Source organism: Methylobacter sp. (assembly GCF_004322395.1).
Taxonomy (GTDB): Bacteria; Pseudomonadota; Gammaproteobacteria; order Methylococcales; family Methylomonadaceae; genus Methylobacter_A.
The window spans coordinates 6,993-29,817 of sequence record NZ_SCTW01000155.1 but is presented as its reverse complement, the minus strand read 5'-3'; the positions used below and the strand labels follow the sequence as shown (position 1 = coordinate 29,817).

The 22,825-nt window shown below is 55.8% G+C and carries 1 protein-coding gene (running past one end of the window); it reads left to right on the top strand.

Annotation, left to right across the window (positions count from 1 at the left end; genetic code table 11):
• A protein-coding gene (locus tag EPO18_RS20115; RefSeq protein ID WP_292436620.1) for an Ig-like domain-containing protein crosses the window boundary here: on the top strand, positions 1–22,825 show its 3' portion. The gene continues 5,978 nt to the left of window position 1, outside the view; only the last 22,825 of its 28,803 coding nucleotides appear in the window; the start codon falls outside the window, past its left edge; it ends in the stop codon at positions 22,823–22,825.

Sequence of the window (22,825 nt, the reverse complement as noted above, 5' to 3'; positions counted from 1 at the left end):
GCGGAACAAACTCAAGCCGGGTGCCTACAAAGGCGACATATTACTCGGATCGTTTACCCATGTCGGCAACCTCGCCGTAGGACAGGATTACCTGGGTACAGCGCAGGTGAAAATTCCGGACAATATCATGTCGGGCGAGTATTTCATTACTGTATGGAGCGATACTTATAACGTCATTCTTGAGGATACCTTAGCGACCAATATCAATGTCGACGACCCGACAGCCGTCGACAATAACAACTACAAAGCCCGCGCGATCAGCGTGTTGGGCATTACTCCGCCGGATCTGGTTGTGAGTGAAGTTTCAGGGCAAGATGTCGCCGATGCAGGCGGCAGCTATAGCTTCAACTACAGCGTACAAAATCATGGCGATATTTTTGCCGGGAATTGGACGGATGTGGTTTATATAACCGACAACCCTGATTTTGCTGCGGCAAAGGAAGTCTGGGAAATCGGCAGATACACGCAAGCGCGCAGCTTGGGCCATAACGAGCAGTACAGCGTCAGCCAGACTGTTCAGCTTGCGCCATCGGTTAAAGGGCGTTACCTGATTGTCAGAACGGATGCCGTTGGCTCGCAAGTTGCCGAAACCAATGAAAACAATAACGCTGGGTCGGACTTATCGGTCGTTATCGATCGCCCGGCTGATTTGCAAGTCACCGATATACGCACACAGCCGGAAAACTTTTCCGGCGAAGACACCACCATTACCTGGACGGTCAATAACCTTGGCGATGCGGTTTGGGCCGGAACCAAGAGCTGGAACGACGCCGTTTATATCAGTAAAGATCCGTCTTTTATTCCTGAGCGCGCGACTTTGCTGGGCGTTTTTGAGCACTCGAATGTTCAAGGCTTGGCGGCAGGCGGAAGCTACACCACTTCAACAAAAGTCAAACTGCCGCCCGGCACCGATGGCGATTATTATATTTATGTCATTGCCGACAATCAGGATACCCCTGAGGACGCACGTAATCGCAAAGCAAAAGGCGAGTACCTGTCCGGGCTAAACGCTAACGCATTGGGTTTTTATGCGGGTGGAAATGTTAACGGCACCTACCGGGCAGGCACTGTCTACGAGGCCGGCCTTAATGCCAACAATATTATGCGCGGTGCGCTGAATATTACTTACCGCGAGCCGGACCTGAGAGTCGACAGCATCGTCGTGTCTAACCCCAATCCGTCTTCAGGCGAGCAGGTTACCATCACCTGGACAGTCAGCAATCAAGGCACTCGGGAAACGCGTACCAATAACTGGTTCGACGGACTTTACCTGTCACGCGATGCATCATTGGATTCCAGCGACTATCCTTTGGTCGACAGCGCTCTTGCTCAAAGCCCGGAGCATGCTTTGCGGGTTAAATCCGTCTCTTTCTATGAAAATAATAAACCCAAATACCTAAAACCGGGCGAGTCCTATACCTATTCGGCGGTAGTCAATATCCCCGAATCGATCAGCGGAGATTTTCACCTGATCGTTAAGGCCGACACCAACGTTTACAAGGATAATTATAAAATCGAATTAAGCACCGTCCGGGAAGACCTTGATGTGGTCAGGGACATGGGCGGCAGCGGCGGGGTGCTGGAATTCCAGGATGAGGGCAATAACGTCTTAGCTATCAGCTTGCCGATCACCCTGGCGACCCCGCCGGATCTGCAAGTGGCTTCAGTCACTGCTCCGGTGTCCGTAGTGGCCGGGCAGAACTTTGTTATGAGCTATGAAGTCATCAATGCGGGCGGCGATACGCCGAGCGATCAAAGCAGCTGGAACGACCTGGTTTACCTGTCCAAAGACCGCTTCCTTGATATTAATAAAGACAGTTATATCGGCTATGTCAGTCACTCAGGCGGACTGTCGGCCGGCGGCAACTACGGTGGCAGCTTGACCGTCACCGCGCCGCGAAATCTCGAAGGCCCATTCTATGTTTTTGTCATTACTGACCCTGCGCGGGCCTGGGGTGCTGGCGAAAACGGCAAAGTGCGCGAATTCGGCAAGGAGCAAAATAACGCGACCGCTGCAATACAGCCGATTTTGGTAGAAACGCCGCCGCCCGCGGATCTCATCGCCGGCAATGTCATATTGCCTGCCAATGCAAAGGTCGGCGACGACATTCAGGTTGATTACACCATCACTAACGATTCCATCAATCCCGCTTACGGACGCTGGACCGATGCGGTTTACCTGTCCAGCGACAACAGTTGGGATTTGGGCGACATCCTGATCGGTAAAGTCGATCATAACGGCGGCCTGAATGCCAACGCCAGCTACAGCGCCAGCCTGAAAGCCAAACTGCCGCCGCTCAAAGAGGGCAATTGGCGCGTTATAGTCAGGCCCGATCTTTACAATGAAGTGTTCGAGGGCAAGATAACCTACACCGCCACCGGCCTGAATTTGCCGCCGCAAGAAGCCAACAACCGCACTGCTTCAGCCCCAACCTTGCAGGTGCAAGTGCCCGAATTAAGCGTAGCCAGTCCGTTGGAAATCACTCTGAGCCCCAAGCAAACCCGCTTGTACAAAGTCAGCGTCGCCGCCGGCGAAACCTTGCGCGTGCTGCTCGATTCCTCAGCGGAAGAGGGCGCAAACGAGATTTATATCCGTTATGGCGACGTGCCGACCACTTACCTGTTCGATGCGTCTTACACTAACCCGCTATCGGCCGACCAACAAGCGTTCATCCCCAGCACTCAGGCCGGCGATTACTATGTCCTGGTCAAGTCCAACCAAGGCGATGCCGATACGCCGGTCACAATAAGAGCGGATTTGCTGCCGCTTTCCATTACCAAAGTGACACCGGATCAAGGCGGTACCGGCGACGACAATCACCGCTGGGTGACCTTGGATATTTACGGTTCCCACTTCAAGGCCGGAGCGCTGGTCAAATTATCGCGTCCGGGTGTTTTCGAGGTTGAGCCGACGCGTTGGCAAGTGCTCGATGCGACGCGCATCCGTGCGATATTCGACCTACGCGATGCGCCTCACGGCTTGTACGACGTCAGCGTGATTAACCCCGACGGCCAGCAAGTCACCGATGCGATGCGCTATCTTGTCGAGCGCGGTATAGAAGCCGATGTCACTATCGGCATCGGCGGGTCGCACACCGTCAATCCGGGCGATAATGCAAACTACAGCGTTTCATTACAGAGCCTGACCAACGTCGATACGCCCTACGTCCGTTTCGACGTGGGTGCGCCGGAAATGGGCTATAACACTGATGTGCTGGGCGGCATGAATCTCCCGTATGTGATTTTCGGCAGCAACATCGGCGGCCAACCGGATGGCGTAACGCTGGACAGTGCAGGGAACACGCAAGCTTACGGCATCACGCCGACAAACGGTACGTTACGGAGCGATATTCCCTGGGCGCAGTTGGACGGCGCGCAAAACACCTCGGGTTTTAATCTGGCTCCCGGTTACGCGTTGGATGTAGCGGCTGGCGGGTTTGTGGGCGCGACATTTAATGTCCAAACCTATCCCGGTTTGAAGGAATGGCTGAATTACGACTTTGAAGGGTTGCGGGACAAGCTTTATGCCTTAAGACCTGAGTGGAAGGCTCAAGGGTTGTTGGATGGAGGAGTGCAAGACCTTAATAATATTTCACAGGGCCTGGCGCAAAAATTCCTTTCGCAAGACCCGGAAACGCACGTCACCAAACTGGAGTGGCTTGCCATCCCGTTCCGTTTCAACGTGGTCGGCGCGGCAACGCCGATTACGCGCGACGAATTTATCTTGGAGCAAACGCAACACGCTAAGAAGCTGCGCGATGCGATTTTAGCGGACGCCCAGGCACCGTCCGGCTTAAGCACGCTCGCCGCCGACGAAGAGCAGTGGATTGCCGGTTGGCTGGGCGCGCTTGAGAGCGCAGGTTTATTGCGTCCATTAAATGAAGCGCCGCCGATCCGCGAGAATCCGAAAGTAGTCAGCCTGAATGCAACCTTAGCCACAGGCATTCTGCTGGCAAAAGCCGGCGAAAGCTATCGTACCCAGGCGGATATACTGGGATTTTTCGCTAAGGTCCAGCAATGGTACGGCGATACCGCCAAATACGCGGGCGATCCTGATGCGGCTAAGGTAGGCATTGACTATTACGAAACGCGTGAAGACAGCGAAGGCAATTTTGTTGAAGTCCCGGTGCCGGAATTAGCCGATGCTCTGGCCTTTGACATGAATGCGGCCCAAGATACGCATTTCATCAATTTCAATATTTTCGCGGGCGGCAACACTGAGCTTGAGTATTTGCGTCATATCGGCGTGCTGGACGAGAAATTTAATCCCGTCTCCACTCAAGCCTTAAACCTGTCCCAATACCTGCAACAAACGGCTCAGCAGAACGCTGACGCCAATGCTTTAGTCAGTGTCCGCGGCCCTCAGGCAGTTACCGGAAATGATGGCAACAGCTACGTACCGGCCGATGTAGCGCTGCCTTATACCGTGTCGTTCACCAACCCAACCGAGGCTGGCGTCGGACAGTTGCGCTTGGTCAGCGAAATCGATGCCGACCTCGACATCCGTTCGCTACGTCTTGGCGACCTGAAAATCGGCGACATCAACATTCACCTGCCGGCAGACCGGACCAATTTCCAGGGCGATTTCGATTTTACCGGCAGCAAAGGCTTTATCCTGCGTGTCAGTGCCGGTATTGATGCGTCAACCCGAATTGCCACTTGGCTGTTGCAAGCCATCGATCCCGATACCGGCGAAGTCTTGCAGGATACGACGCACGGCTTGCTGCTTCCAGCAGCCGATGCTGGTGCGGCCAATGCCGAGCAACTGAAGAAAGGCTTTGTCAGCTATACCGTGCGCGCTTCCGAGTCGGCGCCGTCAAAAGCGGAAATCATTGCTTCGGCGCGTATTTTTGTCGATGCCGCGCCGCCAATCGATAGCGCCAAAAGCTTGGTGACCTTGGATGCCAAAGCGCCCAGCACCGTGTTGGCCGTAACTTCCCAAGGTAACGACGCGCAGGGCGCGCCCAGCTACGATGTCCGTTGGACTGCAACGGACGACGATAGCGGCGTGAAATCGGTTACCGTATACGTGGCCGAGAATGGCGGCGATTTCAAAATCTGGCTGCGCCAAGCCGATCCTTCGAAAACCCAGGCCATCTTTACCGGGGAGAGTGGTAAGAGTTATGAGTTCCTGGCCGTCGCCACCGATAAATCGGGCAATCGCGAGACAGCCTCTATCGTCAATGCCGTGCTGCCCGATGACGGCAGCCGCCAGGAAGTGCTTGATTCGCTGGGCGTGAATCAAAACTTGACCCAAACCGCCGAGTTCCCGCTGGCCGCCGCAGACCGCAGTTATGCAACCAATGCACTGTTCCAGCAAGCCAGCAGCCAGCTTCCGGGACAGGTTGCGACCGTGCAGAAATCGGATTTACGCTCCGTATTGGCGCCGTTCACCTTGCGCGGCTTTGCCGACGGCTACCAAACCAGCGCGGCCGACATCGGCGCCTTGGCGATGGTCGAATTGCCCGATCACAGCATTCTTGCGAGCGCCGGAAGCCTGCGCAATGAAGTGTTCCGTTACGGCAAAGACGGCGGCCGCAGCACTACGCCATTATTTACGCTGGATTCGCCTGTCGCCGATATGGCCGTCGATTCGCTCGGGCAATTGTGGGTAATGACCGGTGCCGAGTTGCTGCAAGTCGACGCGAACAGCGGCGTTGTCTTGAAACGCCTGCATGGCCCGGGGCAGGACCCATTAACGCATTCGCTGGCTATCCAGCCAACGACCGGCGACATCTATGTTTCGTCAGGAAACGGCATAGAAATTTTCCGTCCCGGCGAAACCGATGCGGCCAAAGCCTGGAAGCATTTCAGCAACCAGCGGGTCAGCGACTTGGCGTTTGGCCCGGATGGCCGTCTATGGGCCGTAACTTGGACCGGTAGCGAAGTGACCTCAGCCCAAGCCAACCCCACCACCGACATCATCAGCTTTCCAATGAGCGGCCGCACGGTAGGCCGCCCGGAGCTGGAATACCGCTTGTCCGGCGTGATCGACAGCATCGCGTTCGGCGCGAACGGTTCGCCGTTGGAAGGCTTGTTGATCGCTTCCAGCAACCTGCAACAACGCCCGGTGATCAATAGCTTGGCAAACGTGTCGCATAAAGCGTCGGTTTGGATGATCGAGCTTGCCGACAAGCGTGTCCTGCAACTGGCCGACGGCGGTACGCGCGGCGAAAGCATTGTTACCACAGCCGACGGCCGTATCCTGATTGCCCAAACCGGGCATATCGATGTGATAGCGCCGCGCAAAGCGCCGGTTATCAAAGCCATCACCGTGCCCGATGGCGCGTTGGTGCCGTTGCCGATGGCGCAGATCGGCGTCGTCTTCGATCAGGATATGTGGACCGGCGGACCCGGAATGGAAACGGCGGATCTTGCCAACGTACTCAATCCGGCCAACTTTACCTTAACCGTATTGGGCGCCAATGCCGGAGCCGTGATCACGCCGCAAAACATCCGCTGGGATGCCGCGACCAAAACCGCCTGGATTGATGTGCAAGGACTCGAAGCGGGCCAGTACCAACTCAACATCAGCAGCACTCTGCAAAACAGCGCCGAAATCCGTCTGGAACAAGGCTATGTCAGCACCTTCACGGCATTGTTCGACATGACCAGCCAGGTGCGGCTTGAGTTCAGCAACACCCGCGCCGACCGTGCGACCGGCGCAGTCAGCTACGATGTCAGTCTGACCAACATCGGTACGGATGACCTTAAAGGCCCGCTGACTTTACTGCTTGATCCGGGCCGTTATTTCGGCGATGCGATCGACAGCGCCAGCATTGGCGGCGGCGACCAATCGGATTTGTGGACCATTGATCTCAGCTCTGCCTTAGCGGCAAGCGGCGGAAAATTTGCCGTAGGCGCGACGATCACCGGCCAAACGATCAGCGTTATTCCGGCGAGCATTTTTGCTACCCGCGCCGGCATGGCGGACCTGGTTAAATTCAATCTGGGCCATGGCGTGTACGCCGTGCCCCAGTCTAACCTGCCTCCATCATTAAGCGTAGCCGGCATCATGGATGCCGATACCTTAAATGCTGCGACGGCAGGCCAGGCATGGACCGGGCAGATCGAAGCCATCGACCCGGACGGCACATTATTTTACTGGGAGTTGGTGCAAGCGCCTGCGGGAGTCACGTTGACGCCGCCGGCTGAAATCCTGCCGGCGGATGACGGTTATCATTCAGTGGCGACACTGAATTGGACGCCTTCGGCACTGGATGCGGCCAACAACGAGATTGTCGTGCGCGTGCAGGACAGTCGAGGCGGTGTCGCCACGCGTCTGTTCCAACTGCCCGTCATCGGTGGCAACAATGCGCCTGTAGTTGATGCTATCAACAATATTACCCTGAAAGAGGGCGAATCGCTCAGCCTGCCGATCGTCGCCGCCGATGCAGATGGCGATGCGCTGACCCTGATTGTCCGCAATTTGCCTGCGGGCGCAGTGTTCGACGCCGCCAGCGGGATATTGAGCTGGACGCCGGGTTACGATCAAGCCGGCGTCTATCAAAACATCACCGTGGTCGCCAGCGACGGCAAAACCATTGTCAGCCGCCAGTTCAACCTGACCGTAGAGCAAGGTTTTGCTAAGCCTGTTTTAGCGCCGGTTGTCCTGCAAACGCTGAGGGAAGGGGATAGGTACGCCCTGCAATTGGCCGGTCATGTCGCCGGCAGCGAAGCGCTGGCTGACGGAACCACAGTGACGCTGACCTACAGCGCGCCGTGGCTGCCCGGCGGGGCCAAACTGAACACCGAGACCGGCTGGCTTGAATGGACGCCCGATTATAACCAGCATGGCACCTTCCGTATCCCGGTCACCTTGACCGCAGTCTGGCATACGCCCGGCAGCGATCCGGTTATCACATCAGTCACTAAGGACATAGCCTTAAACGTGCTGAACGCCAACGGCGCGCCGGTATTCGATGCGGCCGAAACTTGGAATATCCTTGAAGGCCAGCCGCTGCAAATCAGCGTCTTCGCTTATGATCCCGATAACCCGGATTTCGAACCGCGTATCCGTTTTCAGCCCGGCGCTACGGCGACCGGCCCTGAAACCACTGCGGCAACGGTCAGCTATCAGGTAGCGGGCTTGCCGGAAGGCGCGACCTTTGACCCCGAAACTTTGGAGATTCTATGGAAGCCGGGTTTCAGCCAAGCAGGCACTTACAGCATCACCGTAACGGCAACCGATGACGGCGACCCTTCGACAAGCTCAGGGCAGGCTTCCGGTGTGCCCGCCGTCAGCCAGTTGGTGCTGCCGATTGTCGTCGGCAACGCCAACCGCGCTCCGGACATCGGCGACATCAGCAATGCGTTCGTCGATAAAGGTAGCGTGCTTGAAATTCCGGTTTCGGCAGTTGATGCAGACGGCAATCCCGTCCAGGTCAGCCTGTTGGGCTTACCCAGATTCGCCACCTACAGCCAAAATCCGTCCAGTGATGGGACAGCTTCCGGCCTGATCCGCTTTGCGCCGGGCGCCAATGACCGCGGCGACTACACGATTACTGTAGTTGCTCAGGATAACGGTGACGGCAATATCAACCAAGTGCTGACCCAAGCCAAGAGCTTTGTGCTGACCGTGCGTAGCGAAACCGAAGCGCCGGTCATTACCGCGCCGCGCCAAGTCGTTGCGATTGTCGGCCAGCCGTTGAGCGTGGCGTTGTTGGCGAACGACATGGATCAGGATGCCCTGACCTGGACTGCCAACGGCCTCCCCGTGGGCGCCGAAATACAAGAAGCCATCCAGTACGGCCACGCCACCCTAGCCTGGACACCAAGCGCCGATGACATCGGCTCCCGCGATATTGAACTGGTGGTCACCGACAGCGGCCTTGCGCCTGAAAATGCAGGCTATGTGCAACCTGACAACCCGGTGCCCAACGTCAGCAAGCACACCTTGCGCGTCGTTGTGCGCGCCGCCAATGCCGCGCCTGAAGTATTGGGCGTACAAGTCAACGGTTCGCAAATTACCGATACCGGTGCAAGCGCCCCGATTCAACTCAACGCCTCCGAAGGCGTGCCGCTGACCATAGAACTGTTCGGCCGCGATACCGATGCCGACCTGATCGACTGGGCCGCGACCGGCCTGCCGCGCGGCATGACGCTGGACGTAGTTAACGGCAATCTTGCCGTACTGCATTGGACGCCGGACCTGTTTGCAGCGCAAGACAGCAACACCGGCACAGCCGGCCAGTGGCGTTTTACCGTCCGAGGCAGCGACGGCGCGGCACAGTTCGAGCGCAGCTTTGAAGTGGCTGTTGCCAACGTCAACCAAACGCCTCGTCTGTTGCCGATGCCGTTGCAACTTGTCAACGAAGGCCAGACCGTTAATTTCACGATGCGCGCCGTCGATGCCGACAGCGACGCCGTCAACATGAGCCTGGTTTACGACAGCAACACGCCGTCCGGCGTAGCCTTCGACAGCGCCACCGGCTATTTCGAATGGACGCCTGATCAAAGCATCGTCAATAACGCGACCGAAACCAGCCATCCGTACAGCTTTACCTTCCGGGCCACCGACGGCAGCGCTACAACCACGCAAACCGTGCAAGTGCGGGTATTCGACAGCAACCGGTTGCCGCAACTGACCGTCACCAACCATGCGGCTGTTATCGGGCAGGCCTTAAGCCTGCCGGTTGAACTGGGCGCGGCTGTCAACAGCAATGGCATCACCGCAACCGACCCTGACGGTGCCGAGCAAACCGCCGCGTTGGCGATCAGCTTTGCCAACTTGCCGGAAGGCGCCAGTTACGATGCAGAAACGCGCCGCCTCAATTGGGTGCCCGGCCCCGGGCAGATCGGCGACTTTACCGTGACCGCCCAAGCCTCCGACGGCAAAAACACCGTGTCCAGAACTTTTACTCTGCGCGTCGTGGCCGATGCCTCGGCCAACCAACCCAAAATCACTGTTTCCACAACGCCGAGCACACCGGCCTTGCCCGGTCAAACCGTCATCGCCAGCGTCAGGGCCGATGCCTGGAGCGGTATTGCCGGCATCGTCGCCGAAGTGCGCGGCAGCGGCTTGGGCGACACCTGGCAACCGGTCGCGCTGGACAACGCGGGGCGCATGAAGTTTGTGCCTACCCAGCCGGGTTTGATTGAACTGCGGGTCACCGCCACCGATCGCGACGGCTTTGCCAGCAGCCAAACCCACACCGTCCGCATCAAGAACCCAGCCGATACCACAGCGCCGCTGTTGGCCTGGACGGGACAACTGAGCGGTGCCACCGTCGCCACATGGCCGGTCGAAATCAACCAAATGACTGTCTTGACAGCGGGCCTGGCCGATCAGCAATTGATGGGCTACAAACTGCAAATCGCCCCGGCCGGCAGCGATGCCTGGCAAACGCTTGCCGAGCATGCCGAGGCCGCCATTGACATCGATCAACAGCTCGACCTGATCAACATAGATCCGGCCCGGTTCGCCAACGGCGTTTACCAACTGCGCCTTTCAGCGTGGGACCTGACCGGCCGCACCACCGAAATTGAAGCCCGGCTGATCATCGACACCGCGCAAAAAGACGTGGGCAGGCTAACGGTCACCGACAACAACTATCTGCTTGCCGGCCACGCCTTGGCCTTTAACCGCAGCCTGGACACCACAGCCAATAATCAACAGACCGGCGATTTTGGCAACTGGCAGATAGCTCTGCTCGATACCGGACTGACTACCGACCAGCCTGCTACCACCGCAAGCGGCGCCACCGCTGCATGGCAAGAAGGCGCGCGTGTCTGGCTGCAAATCCCGGAAAACCTGTCGGATGCCGATGTCAATATGCTCAGCCTGAGCTTTACGCTGAACACCCGTAGCGAACGGCTGGGACAAGACCCCGGTGCGCCGCAAGTCTTTCATCCCGAGTTTACCGACTCCCAAGGCTGGCAACTGCAAGCGCATACCAGCGGGGTCGCCAATGCCGCAGAAAATCTGATGCGCCAAGGCAGCCATCTCTACGACCAAACAACAGGTTTGCCGTGGGTGCCGAGCTCATACACCCTGATTGCGCCCGACGGTAGCCGCTACGAACTGGATGCACAGGGCAAAATCGCCCAAGTCACCTTCAGCGACGGCGCGCAATGGCTGGTGTCCGATGCCGGTATCGCCGCCGTCAACGGCGACAGCAGCCAGCGCGTGGACATCCAGCGCGACAGCCAAGGCCGCATCAGCCGCGTTACCGGCCCCGATGCCCAAGGCGAAATTATCAGCACCGTCTATCGTTACGATGCCCAAGGCCGTTTGGAACTGGTACGCAACCTCAACGGTAACGATTTGGGCACGCCGATTGCCTACGACGAGCAAGGCAATCTGCTGACCGATACCATCACCGCCAAGCTTGGCGCAGCGGTTAACTGGCTGGGCGACAGCAGCGCCAATCAGTGGACCGGCGAACTAGCCGGTAACACCACATTGGCGTTCAATGTCCGCGCATCCGAACTGGCTTCCACCGTGCACACGCCCGGCGGTCAAGGCGCCATCATTTATGCGCTGGAAACCGAATTGCCGGAAGGCGCAACCGTCGAAGTCACCGGCGCCACGCTGATCGGCAATGCCACCATCAATGGTAAGAACACCCTGCTGGTGCGCGTGACCGAAGCGGGCGCCAAATTGATCCGCTTGACCGGCACGGACGCAGCCAACGTGCGCATCAGTGTCGCGGGCGACCTGAACCGCGACGGTTTAGTCGATGGTGCAGATAGCGCCGCTTGGCAACAAGCACAAAACAACAACCCCGCAGGCGATCTCAACAGCGATGGTCAAGTCAACGCCGTCGACCGCCAACTGCTGTACGCCAACATCGGCTTTAAAGCCAACCTGGCTCCGACCGCCGTTGCCGACGTAGCGCAAGGTAAAACCCACACCGACCTTGCCACAAAAATCAGCGTTAGCGCCATTGCCCAAGATAACGAGGGCGACAGCCTGTTCCTGCGCGTGCTCAACACCACCCACGGCAGCGCAAAACTCAGCCAGGACGGCAACAGCCTGATCTTTACCCCGGAAGCGGGTTACGCAGGCCAGGCCACGATTACCCTGCAAGCCGATGACGGCTATGCCGCAGGCGAGCCGATTGAGTTGAACATGAACGTCAGCGGTGCGGCACTGACCGCAATCCGCATCACCAACCTGGCCGAGCTGATCGCCATGCAAACCGGCCAAAGCGTGCGCATACATGTTGTCGGTGATTTTGCCGACGAACAAAACGTTGATTTAACCACCGGTTCCGGCGACTACCTAACTCTTAATACCCTGGATCTTAGCCCACTGGGCAAAGTCGGGGCGATTGCGATCACTGTCGACGATGCCCGCGACCTGGTTAGCGCCAAAGCCGCAGGTGCAAGCCTGATCGGCCTAAGCCGCACCGCAACGGATGAGCAACTGCAAACTTATACGATCCGTACCGTCGCGGCTATTAACGTCGCGCAGCCGGCGCAGCTTGATCCGCAAACCGGCAAATCCATCGATGCCACTGTACCGTTGACGCTAACGCCCGACGTGTACCCCAACTCACTCACCTTGGTGCCCGGAACGACCCGCCAACTGAAAGTCCACGTCATAGATCCCAACACCGGGCTCAATACCGACGTACACGAGGCGAGTCAAACCGCTTTTGCCGGTACTCCGGAAACCACAGAAACCTATGAAGATCCGGATACCGGTGAAATCACCACCTACGTCTATGCCGCCGTTCCCGCCGTGTTCAGCGGCACCCGCTATATCGTTTCCGATGACAGCATCGCCACCGTCAGCGATAACGGACTCATCACCGCCTTACGCGCCGGCAACGTCACTGTTTCCATTGTTCATTTAGGCAGCGTAGTTGATGCCTATGGCACCGTCAGCGAACAGGTTATCGGCCAAAGCGACATCCAACTGTCCGTGCAAGTCGCGCAGCTGACCGATAACGACCCGGCCAGCGCCACCCCGCAAAGCATCACCGTCAACGCCCAACAAGGAGCTGCCATTAGCGCCGAAACCGGGGAGACCGTATTGATCGGAAAAGATGCGCTGAAACAGGACACCCCGGTCTCGATCAGTCGTATCGACTTGGCTGCCGTCGATCCTGCGACCGCCCCTTTTGCCGCCCAAGCCGGCGGGCTCGAAGCGGTCGGGGCGTTCACGCTGGACATCGGCAACACAGCCAGCGCCTATCCGCTGCAATTGTCGATTCCGCTGCAAAACAGCGTGGATGTGCAAGCGGGCGATGAAGTCTGGTTCCTGCGTAAAGGCCAAGTCATTGCTCCAGGCAGCACCGCCGATAACCTTATCTACCAAGATACTTGGTGGGTCGTCGACAACGGCTTTATCGGCATTGACGCGAATGGCAATGCCGTCGCCAAAACCGCCAGCCCGCCGTATCCCGGCGCGGTCGAATCCGGTGAATACAGGGTTTATAAAAAACTGCCCGGCGTCATCGCTAACCCGTTCGAACTCATCACGGGCGTAGGCGATTTTATTACCTTTGGTGGGCCTCTTGGTCTCAGCATAAGCTTTAACGGTGGCTTGCGAGGATTTATAACCACCGCTGAAATGATTGGCATCGTTGCCACCATGTCATCGAACTGTTCAGCAGGCAGCTACCATTTTGGCGTGCCCCAGTTCGCCGACATCGACATCCCAACGGCAAATCAGCCGCCGGTCATTAACACCAGCGCCCAACTGCCGCCGGCGGTTACGCCATGGGGCACCATCGTCGTGCCCAATCTCTCCGGCGCTAATGTCAGCGATGCCGGCGTCTTCACCCTGACCGTCGCCAACGCCGACCCCGGTCAACTAACCGGCACGCTCAAACTGCGCGCCTTGTTTGCCGACGGCTCTTATCGCGACGTGCAGACCTTGGATAACGGAACCGTCGGCACAATCACAGTCGACACCGCCAACCTAAAAGACCAAGACGGCAAAGCCTTCGCCGTCGGCAGCGTCGGCTGGCAACTGGTGCGCGTCATCCCGGGCTACGTGACCGGCGATGCCCCGATCGAATTTGCCGGCAACACCCTGCGCCTGACGCCTAAAGCTGACATGGCGGCGACCTTGACCCGCACCGGCGTCGAATTCTACCGGCAGAACAAAACCGTAGGCCAAGTCAACCTGGTCAATAAAATCGGCACCGGACAACCGCTAGGCTTTGACGGCGCTTATCTTGCCGGCAACAAAGTCCAGCCTATCGCGTTCTCGACCGACCTCAGCCGCGCCTACGTCGCCGGCAAAGGTGTCGTTTACGAAATCGACCTGTTAACCTTCAAGCTGATCGACACCCTCGCCATACCCGGCGGCAAAAACATCGTCAGCCTCGCCTCCGTGGGCAGCCTGTTGATCGTCGGCGAAGGCCAAAGCTACGGCAACGGCTCCGGCAACAACCAGCTCTATGCCATGGACACCAATCCCGGCAGCTCAACCTACAACACCTTTAGATCGATCCAAGGCACCGGCATAGAGCAGAGCAAACTCGGCGTCGCAGGCATGACCGTAGGTCCCGACGGCCAAACCCTGGTCGTTGCCGTGCCGAAAGCGGCTAACAGCTTCAGCATCAATCCTAACGCCGAACCGGGCGATATCCTGGTGCTGGATTTCAACACCTTCAACTTCAACACCGGCGTCATCAAAACCATCATCAAGGTCGATCCGCCCAATGACAGCCGTAGCGGAAAAACGCCGCAAGTGATCACCGCCACCCGCGACGAAAACCGCTACCTGGTCGCCAACGTGTCCGATTACAACCGCGGCCTGTCCACACTAACCCTAAGCCGCGACGCCGACGGTATAATAACCGGCGCCAAACTGGAAGCCATCCCCCTGTCGCAACCGAGCGACAAAATTTTCATCGACCGCCTCGACATCCAGCGCGCGCAAAGCGCCGTACTGGTCGAACAAGACGGCGTCGAGTACGCGATAGTTTCCGACGACAACTATCACTTCTTCGACCCGTACTGGAAAGCCATGTATGAAGCGCCTACCTTTATCTTCACCCCGTCCGGCCCGCCGCTGGCCGTAGGAGGCTCGGCCTCCGCGAAAAAAGTCGCCGTCGGCGGCAAACTCGGCATCGTCAAAGACCCGTTCGGCAAACAAGGCAGCCCCGAATACCTGGGCGCCACCTTGCCGTTGGACGGTTACGGCATCGTCAACCTCAGCCTGTCCGAAGACGGCGCCGTGCTGATCGGACAACTGAAAGGCAGCTACAGCGGCAATATTCTCAGCGCCGAATCGTTAACGCAAAAGCCCAGCCAAAGCCACGCCTGGGACGTCAAAGCCCTGATAACCGCCGCCTTGGCCCAGCCGGCCCAGGATCGTCTGCGTAAACACATCAGCCTGAGCGCCACCCCCAACGCCGAACAAAGCATCGCCAGCCCCGGCAGTGAATTTAAAGGAACGCTAGGCACCGCGTTTAATCCTGAATGGATATTTGCTAACGCGGAAGGCAATATGGGCGATGTGATCGGTATCGATTTGAAAGAACAGGCCGCCAGACAATTGTTATTGAGTGAAGGAATATTTAGTGAAACTGTCGTTAAAACGCCTTTGGCTAAGCTGAGTTTACTGGATAAAGGATTCCTTACTGCTAGAATGCTGGAACTGTCAGACTTTTCCTTAGATCCACAACAGTTGGAATACTTTGCAGGAAAAGCTCCTGGAGAAAGTCCTGCACTAAAATTGCTGGTTACAAATGGAAATTCTTCATCAGCCAGTTCAACTATTATTTCTCGCCAATCGGCAGATGCGAGCAATGTTCAAAGTACCATAGATGCCAACTTTAAAGAGACAGGCATATTATTTTTTATACCTAATATCACAGATGAGAAAAACTCGGGGATACCTTCTGATATAGAAAAACTACGCGCGGGGCAAACCCTGGCCGATAAGTTTGCCCAACTTATTTTTCACTTCAAAGATGAATCCAATCCAAATTCTGCTGTATCAACCCAGCCGCAAGACAGTAAGGGTATCGTATTTGTCACCGCTAAAGATTATGCCTCTACCGCCAATGCCTTTGTTGGTGACAGGCCGTTGGACAATCCTGGTTATTCGCAATTTTTGCTGAAAGGGGGAATTGATACGGCAAGCGCGGATTTACTCGACGTAGCTCGCGTTGAGCAAAGGCTTAAATATCTAGGGTATGCTTCCGTTGATGCTACCACTGGCAAGCCTGTTCAAGAGATAAAGGTTGATGGTAAGTTTGATAATAATGAGCAACAGGCGCTCAATCTGTTTGAGACAGTGGTGCGCTACACTTCAAAAATTGGCGAAGGAACAGCTACGGGTTCAGCTTCAGCTACTAAGTATGGAATTACTATTAATGTTAGTTCAATACAGGTTAAGGTTCAGTACAGAATTACATTATCAAGTAGTGGTATACCTGTTTTTGAAGAGGTGCCTGGTAGTTTTGAAGCGTTGTCGCCTGTGATAACTGAGACGGGAACTAGAACAGGGGGATCAGTACAACAACTGGATGATTTCAGGGCTAAAGTTATCAAGATGGCAGCAACTAATGGGTTAGATATTGCAATTGGAAAAGCTAAACAACAGGCATGGCTAGCGGCAGGCCTAAGTAGTGAAACGGATAACTACGGCATAGATGGCATTATTGAACATCTGGATAGTGGTAGCGATATTGCTGCAAGAACGCAAACTGCACTTACGCAAAATTGGCTTAACGCTTACAACGCACCACATTGGATACAGTTTTTTGCAAATACAGGCAGCACTTATGCAGCAACAAATGCTAAATTAGGAGTGACCGCCTGGATCAATCAACAAACTGGCGATCTTTCTACTAACGGGCATGTGTTTGGCACGAGTTGGGTGTTTGACCTAATGGCTTTGTCGGCTAAAACTGCTCAAACACAAGGCAGGACACAACCGTTGCAATTCGCTGGTAGCGGTAAGTTAGGGGTGATGCTAGAGCTTGGCATCAATCCAAACTATATTTCTGGCGGAGAAACTGGCAATCAAAGCGGGATAGATGGTAACGAGTGGCTATTGGGCTTATCTGATATTAATAGTGTGGATTTGCTAAGTGTTACGGCAAGCAATGCCACAGGTGCTACGCCGTTGCAAAAGCTTAAATATGTGCTAGAACAAAAAGGGATACTTTCAAGCCTAAGCAATGGTAAGTGGGATTCTGGTGTTGCGCAGCAATTGGCTGATCTATTGCAATACACCAACCGAGCACCAGCTTCAGGAGCATCTTCATCTGGTAATGCTGAATCAAATCTGCAAGACCAAGCCCTAAAAGACTTTTTAGCAGTTTATGCAGCAACGATGAATGATAGTGTTTCGAATAATGGTTCGCTTGATGAAAATAATCAGCTTGCCATGATTGTAAATGCCAATGCAGCAAAGATTCAACAAGCACTTTTTGGGAATGGTCAAACTGGTGGATTAATTGATAATGAAAACTTACTGTTAGGAGGGTTAGGTTCTAAACAGGGTAGCTTAGGTTCACAATTAACAGCGGACTCTTTAGCGGCAATAATAGGTTATTCAAGAGGTTTTGTATCCGATTGGGTGCAGCCACTTAATGATGCCATGAAAAAGTTTGGCCTTAATACGACAAACCGTATTGCTGCTTTTATGGCGAATATAAATGCAGAGTCATTTGGGCTAAGGTCAACTACTGAATACTTAAGTGATGCTCAAGCTGGGTTTGATTATTATACTGACAGGATAAATAAAGGCATTTCAACTAATGGAAATACAAGCATCCAAGATGGCGCAAACTATAAGGGTAGAGGGCTTATACAGCTTACTTGGAGAGATAATTACCGCACAGCGACTGTTAACCTAAATGCTGCCTATGGTGCAGGTACCTATGATCTTGAAACAAATTATTTAGATGTTTCAAATGACAAAAACGTGGCGGCTAGAACTAGCGCTTTGTACTGGAACAGTCATCATTTAAATAACAGGATGGATGTAAATAACCCTGTCGATGCAGATTTTCAAAAGACATACATAACGATCAGAGGGGCTGGGAAGCCTGCGCAGCAGAATGATCCTAATTCAGAATACAATCAAGAAAAAAGGGAGAGGACTAACGATTGGAACAACATACTTATGTCTATAAAGGATCAAAACGCCTATGGCAACATGGGCGACCTACTTAAAATAGTAGGAGTTCAGGCTACGAATAAAGATGGATACAACACAAAATTCGGCATCGCATTAAACAGCCGCATACTACAGCCAATAGAACCGCGTCATTTATTGGCGGCTGAAACTAATATGACGGAGAATGAACTCTCCACAAATCAGAGTTTAAACGATTTGCTGAGTGATTTTGATATTCAAACAGGAGAGATTGACATGTTGCTAGTAGATACCAACTATGTGGATACATTACCTACACAAGCAGCTACAGTGCTGGTAGCGACCTCAAATGCAAAAAACAACCCAGACCAGTTGTACGGCACAGTAGGTGTTTGTTTGCCGGCTTCTAGCAATATACATAACCAATTTGATGGGAAAAATAGTTTAGGATTGGATAGAAATAACCTAACGCATTATGGGTTTTATTATCTTTCAACTATTACTGAAGCAGGTGCCGCATTTAGTTATAAGCATTCTCCGCTAGCCATGGAAACTGATTATGATGCTTGGGCTAAAGTAGTAGAAACGGCTGAAATTCAGCTATTAGAACTACCCAAGCATGGCACTATAAAGCTACAGAATAGGGACACGGGTAACTTTGATTTAGAACCAGTTTTGGATCGATTTATTTCCGATGATGTTTATGGTTATAAGCCTGATAGCGGCTATGTAGGTCCCGACAAAGTAGTGTTTTTAGTAAAAATGGGTGATTACAAAGTAAAGGTAGTTTATTACCTAAAAGTAGTAACGACTGAATTAACTAGGAGTGATATTAAAAATGGTTACAAAAAATATTGTCCAAAGACGATATGGCAAATATCCAATTTCTCCGACGGAATGCCGAATATAACTACCCTAGACAGCCCAATAGCCAACATCACTGATGGTACCTATTCTCTCAGTCTACCCACCGCTTTTACAGTTTATGATTATCTCACTCCTGCGGTAACTTTCGCCAATCTTACTGGCGCCGCCGTCGGCGAAGCAAAAGGCGAGGGCGCAGCCGCCACTATAACCCTCGACACCGACGCCGCCGGTCACGGCTGGTACATCGACTACACCCCGTACCTGAACGAAGACTTCCTGCCGACCAGTAACCCTAACGAATGGGTCGCCAAGGAGGGTAGCGCGGCGGCTGGCAAAATGGACATGCTGTCGGTGCTGTTGCACGAATACGGTCATGCCTTAGGCTTGGCGCACAGTGCCGATGCCCATGACTTCATGGGCACCACGTTAACTCCCGGTATGCGGCGGTTGCCGTCGTCCGACGAGTTGGCGCTGATGGCGCAACTGGTGGCCGAAGCCAAGCAAAACTTGGCCGGATCGGATAGCGCGGCGCTGGCCGACAACGGCACCGCGCCATCGCCGATCCCGACCTTGCCGCTGGGTGCCGGTTTCGGCATCTCCTTCCTTGGCCTGACGCGCCGGAATACTAATAGGGGCAGCCGCCTATCCGCCAACGCGCCAGTGCAATACGACATCGCCGCCAATCCGGCCCTGGTCAACGGCAAACTGGAAAGCGCCGATGGCTGGGAAACCACCGGCAACGTCGTTGTCAATCCTTTGATAGGCTCAGGACAGACGGGAGGCGAGGCGGTATTCAGCGAAGTTTCTGGCAGCCAAACCCGCCTGAACCAAGCCTTTATGCTCGGCGAACACGACCGCTTCCTGTCGTTCACGATCTCTGCTGCACTGGGCGACCAGGCCGACGGCCCCGACGACGCGTTTGAGGTGGCCTTGCTCGACGCCAACACCGGCGTGTCGCTGTTCGGCGCGACCGGCTTGAGTCGCAACGACGCCTTCCTGAACCTTCAGACCAACGGCGAGGAACACAAAGCCTCCGGCATCACCCGGATCGACAACGCCGACGGCAGCCGGACTTATCTTGCTGATCTTGGCGGCATTGCCGCCGGCACTGCGGTCAACCTGTCTTTCGACCTGATCGGCTTCGGCCAGGGCAGCGAGGCGAGCAACAGCCGCATCACCGTGCGCGACCTGCGTCTGGGCGTGCCGCAAACTGCCGATGACAACGTCACGCTTGCCGAAGACACCCCAACCGTCATCGACGCGCTGGGCAACGACCTCAACTCTCTCCAACCGGGTTTTGTGCCGGTCATCGTCGACGGCCCGGCCCACGGCCAGGTCTCCGTCAACGCCGATGGCAGCTTCAGCTTCACCCCGGCATCCGATTGGTACGGCGAGGATACTTTCACCTACAAACTGAGCGACGGCCGGGTCGATTCCAACCTGGCTACCGTGACCTTGACCGTTACGCCGGTTAACGATGCGCCGACCGCAGGCGACCAAAGCCTGAGCACCGATGAAGACACTGCGCTGACCGGCAGCTTGCTGGCCGCGGCCGCCGACATCGACAGTACCGCGTTACAGGCCAGCGTAGTCGCTGGTCCCCAGCACGGCCAAGTCAGCGTCGCCGCCGATGGCAGTTTCACCTATATCCCGGACGCCAACTACAACGGCACCGACAGCTTTACCTATAAAGTCAACGACGGCGACCCTTCGACTCCGCTCAGGACAGGACTGGATTCCGCCGTCGCTACTGTGCTGTTGACCATCGTGCCGGTCAACGACGCCCCTGTAGTTAGCCCGATTGCCGCGACCCTGCTCGAAGACGGCCGCATCACGTTGAACTTGCAAGGTAGCGCCAGCGATGTTGACGGTGACCCGCTAACCGTGACGGTAGGCGAGCCTCAACACGGTCAATTGATCAAGAACGACGACGGCAGTTATACCTACCTGCCGGTAGACGACTACAACGGCGAGGATAGCTTCAGCTATTCAGTCAGCGACGGCCGGCTGGATTCCGGCCCGGCCATCGTGCGCCTGACCCTCACTGCCGTCAACGACGCCCCGGTCGCCTTGGACGACAGCGCGACGCTGGATGAAGACCGCAGCATTCAGCTCGCCATTATGGCCAACGATGTCGACATCGACAGCACCGCGCTGAACCTGGTGATCGTCAGCCAACCGTTGCACGGCCTGTTGGTAGTCAACGCTGACAACACCGTCAGCTATACGCCGCTGGCAAACTGGAGCGGCGAAGATAGCTTCAGCTACCAACTGAACGACGGCGATCCTTCGACTCCGCTCAGGACAGGCCTCGACTCCGGCATCGCCACCGTCCGTCTGATCGTCAACGCCGTCGCCGACGCGCCTACCTTAGTGCTGAGCGACGTACCCGGCGCCAGCCTAGAACGCTTCCGCACCGATTGGGACAGCATCAGGAACCGTAGCCACGAGGCGGCTCATATCGAACAACGCGAACTGGAAGGTTGGACAGTAGTCGCCCGGCCAGAGCACGATCATCATAAAGATCATGATGACTGTCACGAACAGGACGGACACGACCGGCACGACAACGGCAACAGCCGCTTCATCGTGTGGAGCCACGGCGACAGCCTCAAGGATGCCCAAGGTCAACGCCGGACCGTTTACGCGGCCAGCGGCAGCGGTAACTGGCTGGAACTTGGCAACACCAACGGCGAAGGCCATGAAACACGGGGCATCGAACGTCGCATCGACACGATCGCCGGCGCGATCTACACCCTGAGCCTCGACCTGGCCGGCCATCCGGGCTACAGCGCCGACACGACCCGGATCGGCATTTATGTCGACGGCGTCAAGATCGGCATGGACGACAGCATCAGCCCAAGCAGCGCGCTGAACTGGCAAACTCGCAGCTTTAGCTTCATCGGCAGCGGCGGCCCGCAGACCATCCGCATCGTCAGCGAAGCCGATTCCGGCCAAGCCCACGGCGGCATGATGATCGACAACATCGCCTTGAACGAAACCCTTCAGGCCAACACCGGCTTCGAGGACGGCGCGATACCATTGTCCGCGATCGGCGCCCTGTTACAGGACACCGACGGTTCCGAAACCTTGACCTTGGCCATCGGCGCGATTCCGGTCGGTGCCACCTTGACCGACGGCGTCAACCGTTTCACCGCCAGCCTGGGTAGCGACATGACCGATGTGACCGGCTGGAATTGGGGTAGGCTCGCGATCCTGCCGCCCCAAGATTTTAACGGCCAATTCGCCCTGAGAGTCATCGCCACCGCCACCGAGCAAGCCAACCGGTCCCAGGCGACCGTCGAAGCTTCCCTCCAGGTCACTGTGTTGCCGGTCAATGATGCTCCGGTCGCCAACAGCGCCAGCTACACGCTGAACGAAGGCGGCAGCGTCATCATCGACTTCGCCGGTCTGATCGGCGATGTCGATGGCGACGTACTGAGCTTGAGTTTCACCCAACCCAAGCACGGCAAACTGAGCAAAAACGCCGACGGCACTTACACTTACACGCCGAAGCGCGAATTCTCGGGCACCGAGACCTTCACTTACACGGTTTCCGACGGCCAGCTCAGTACTACCGCCAGCATCACCTTGACCGTACTGCCTAAAAAAGACCACGACGAAGACCATCATGATCACGGTTGGCATCATGGTTTCGAACATAGTGAGCACAAAGGCTACCAAGGCTACGACGAGCACCGGGGCGCTACGATCATCGTGCAGTCTGCCCATAACGATGACAGTCAACAGCATGACGACCGGCAAGGTACGATCCCCATTAACCGGCACAGCAGCTTGACGACCGACCAAATCGATTGGACAGGCCAAGTACCGAACCTAGGTAAGCTGAAAAAAGACGATTGGGTTGCGGAGTTATTGACCGACCAGCCCAAGGAGCAAAGCCTAGCAGAGTTGACGGGCTTGGTAGTGAAAATCAAGTGA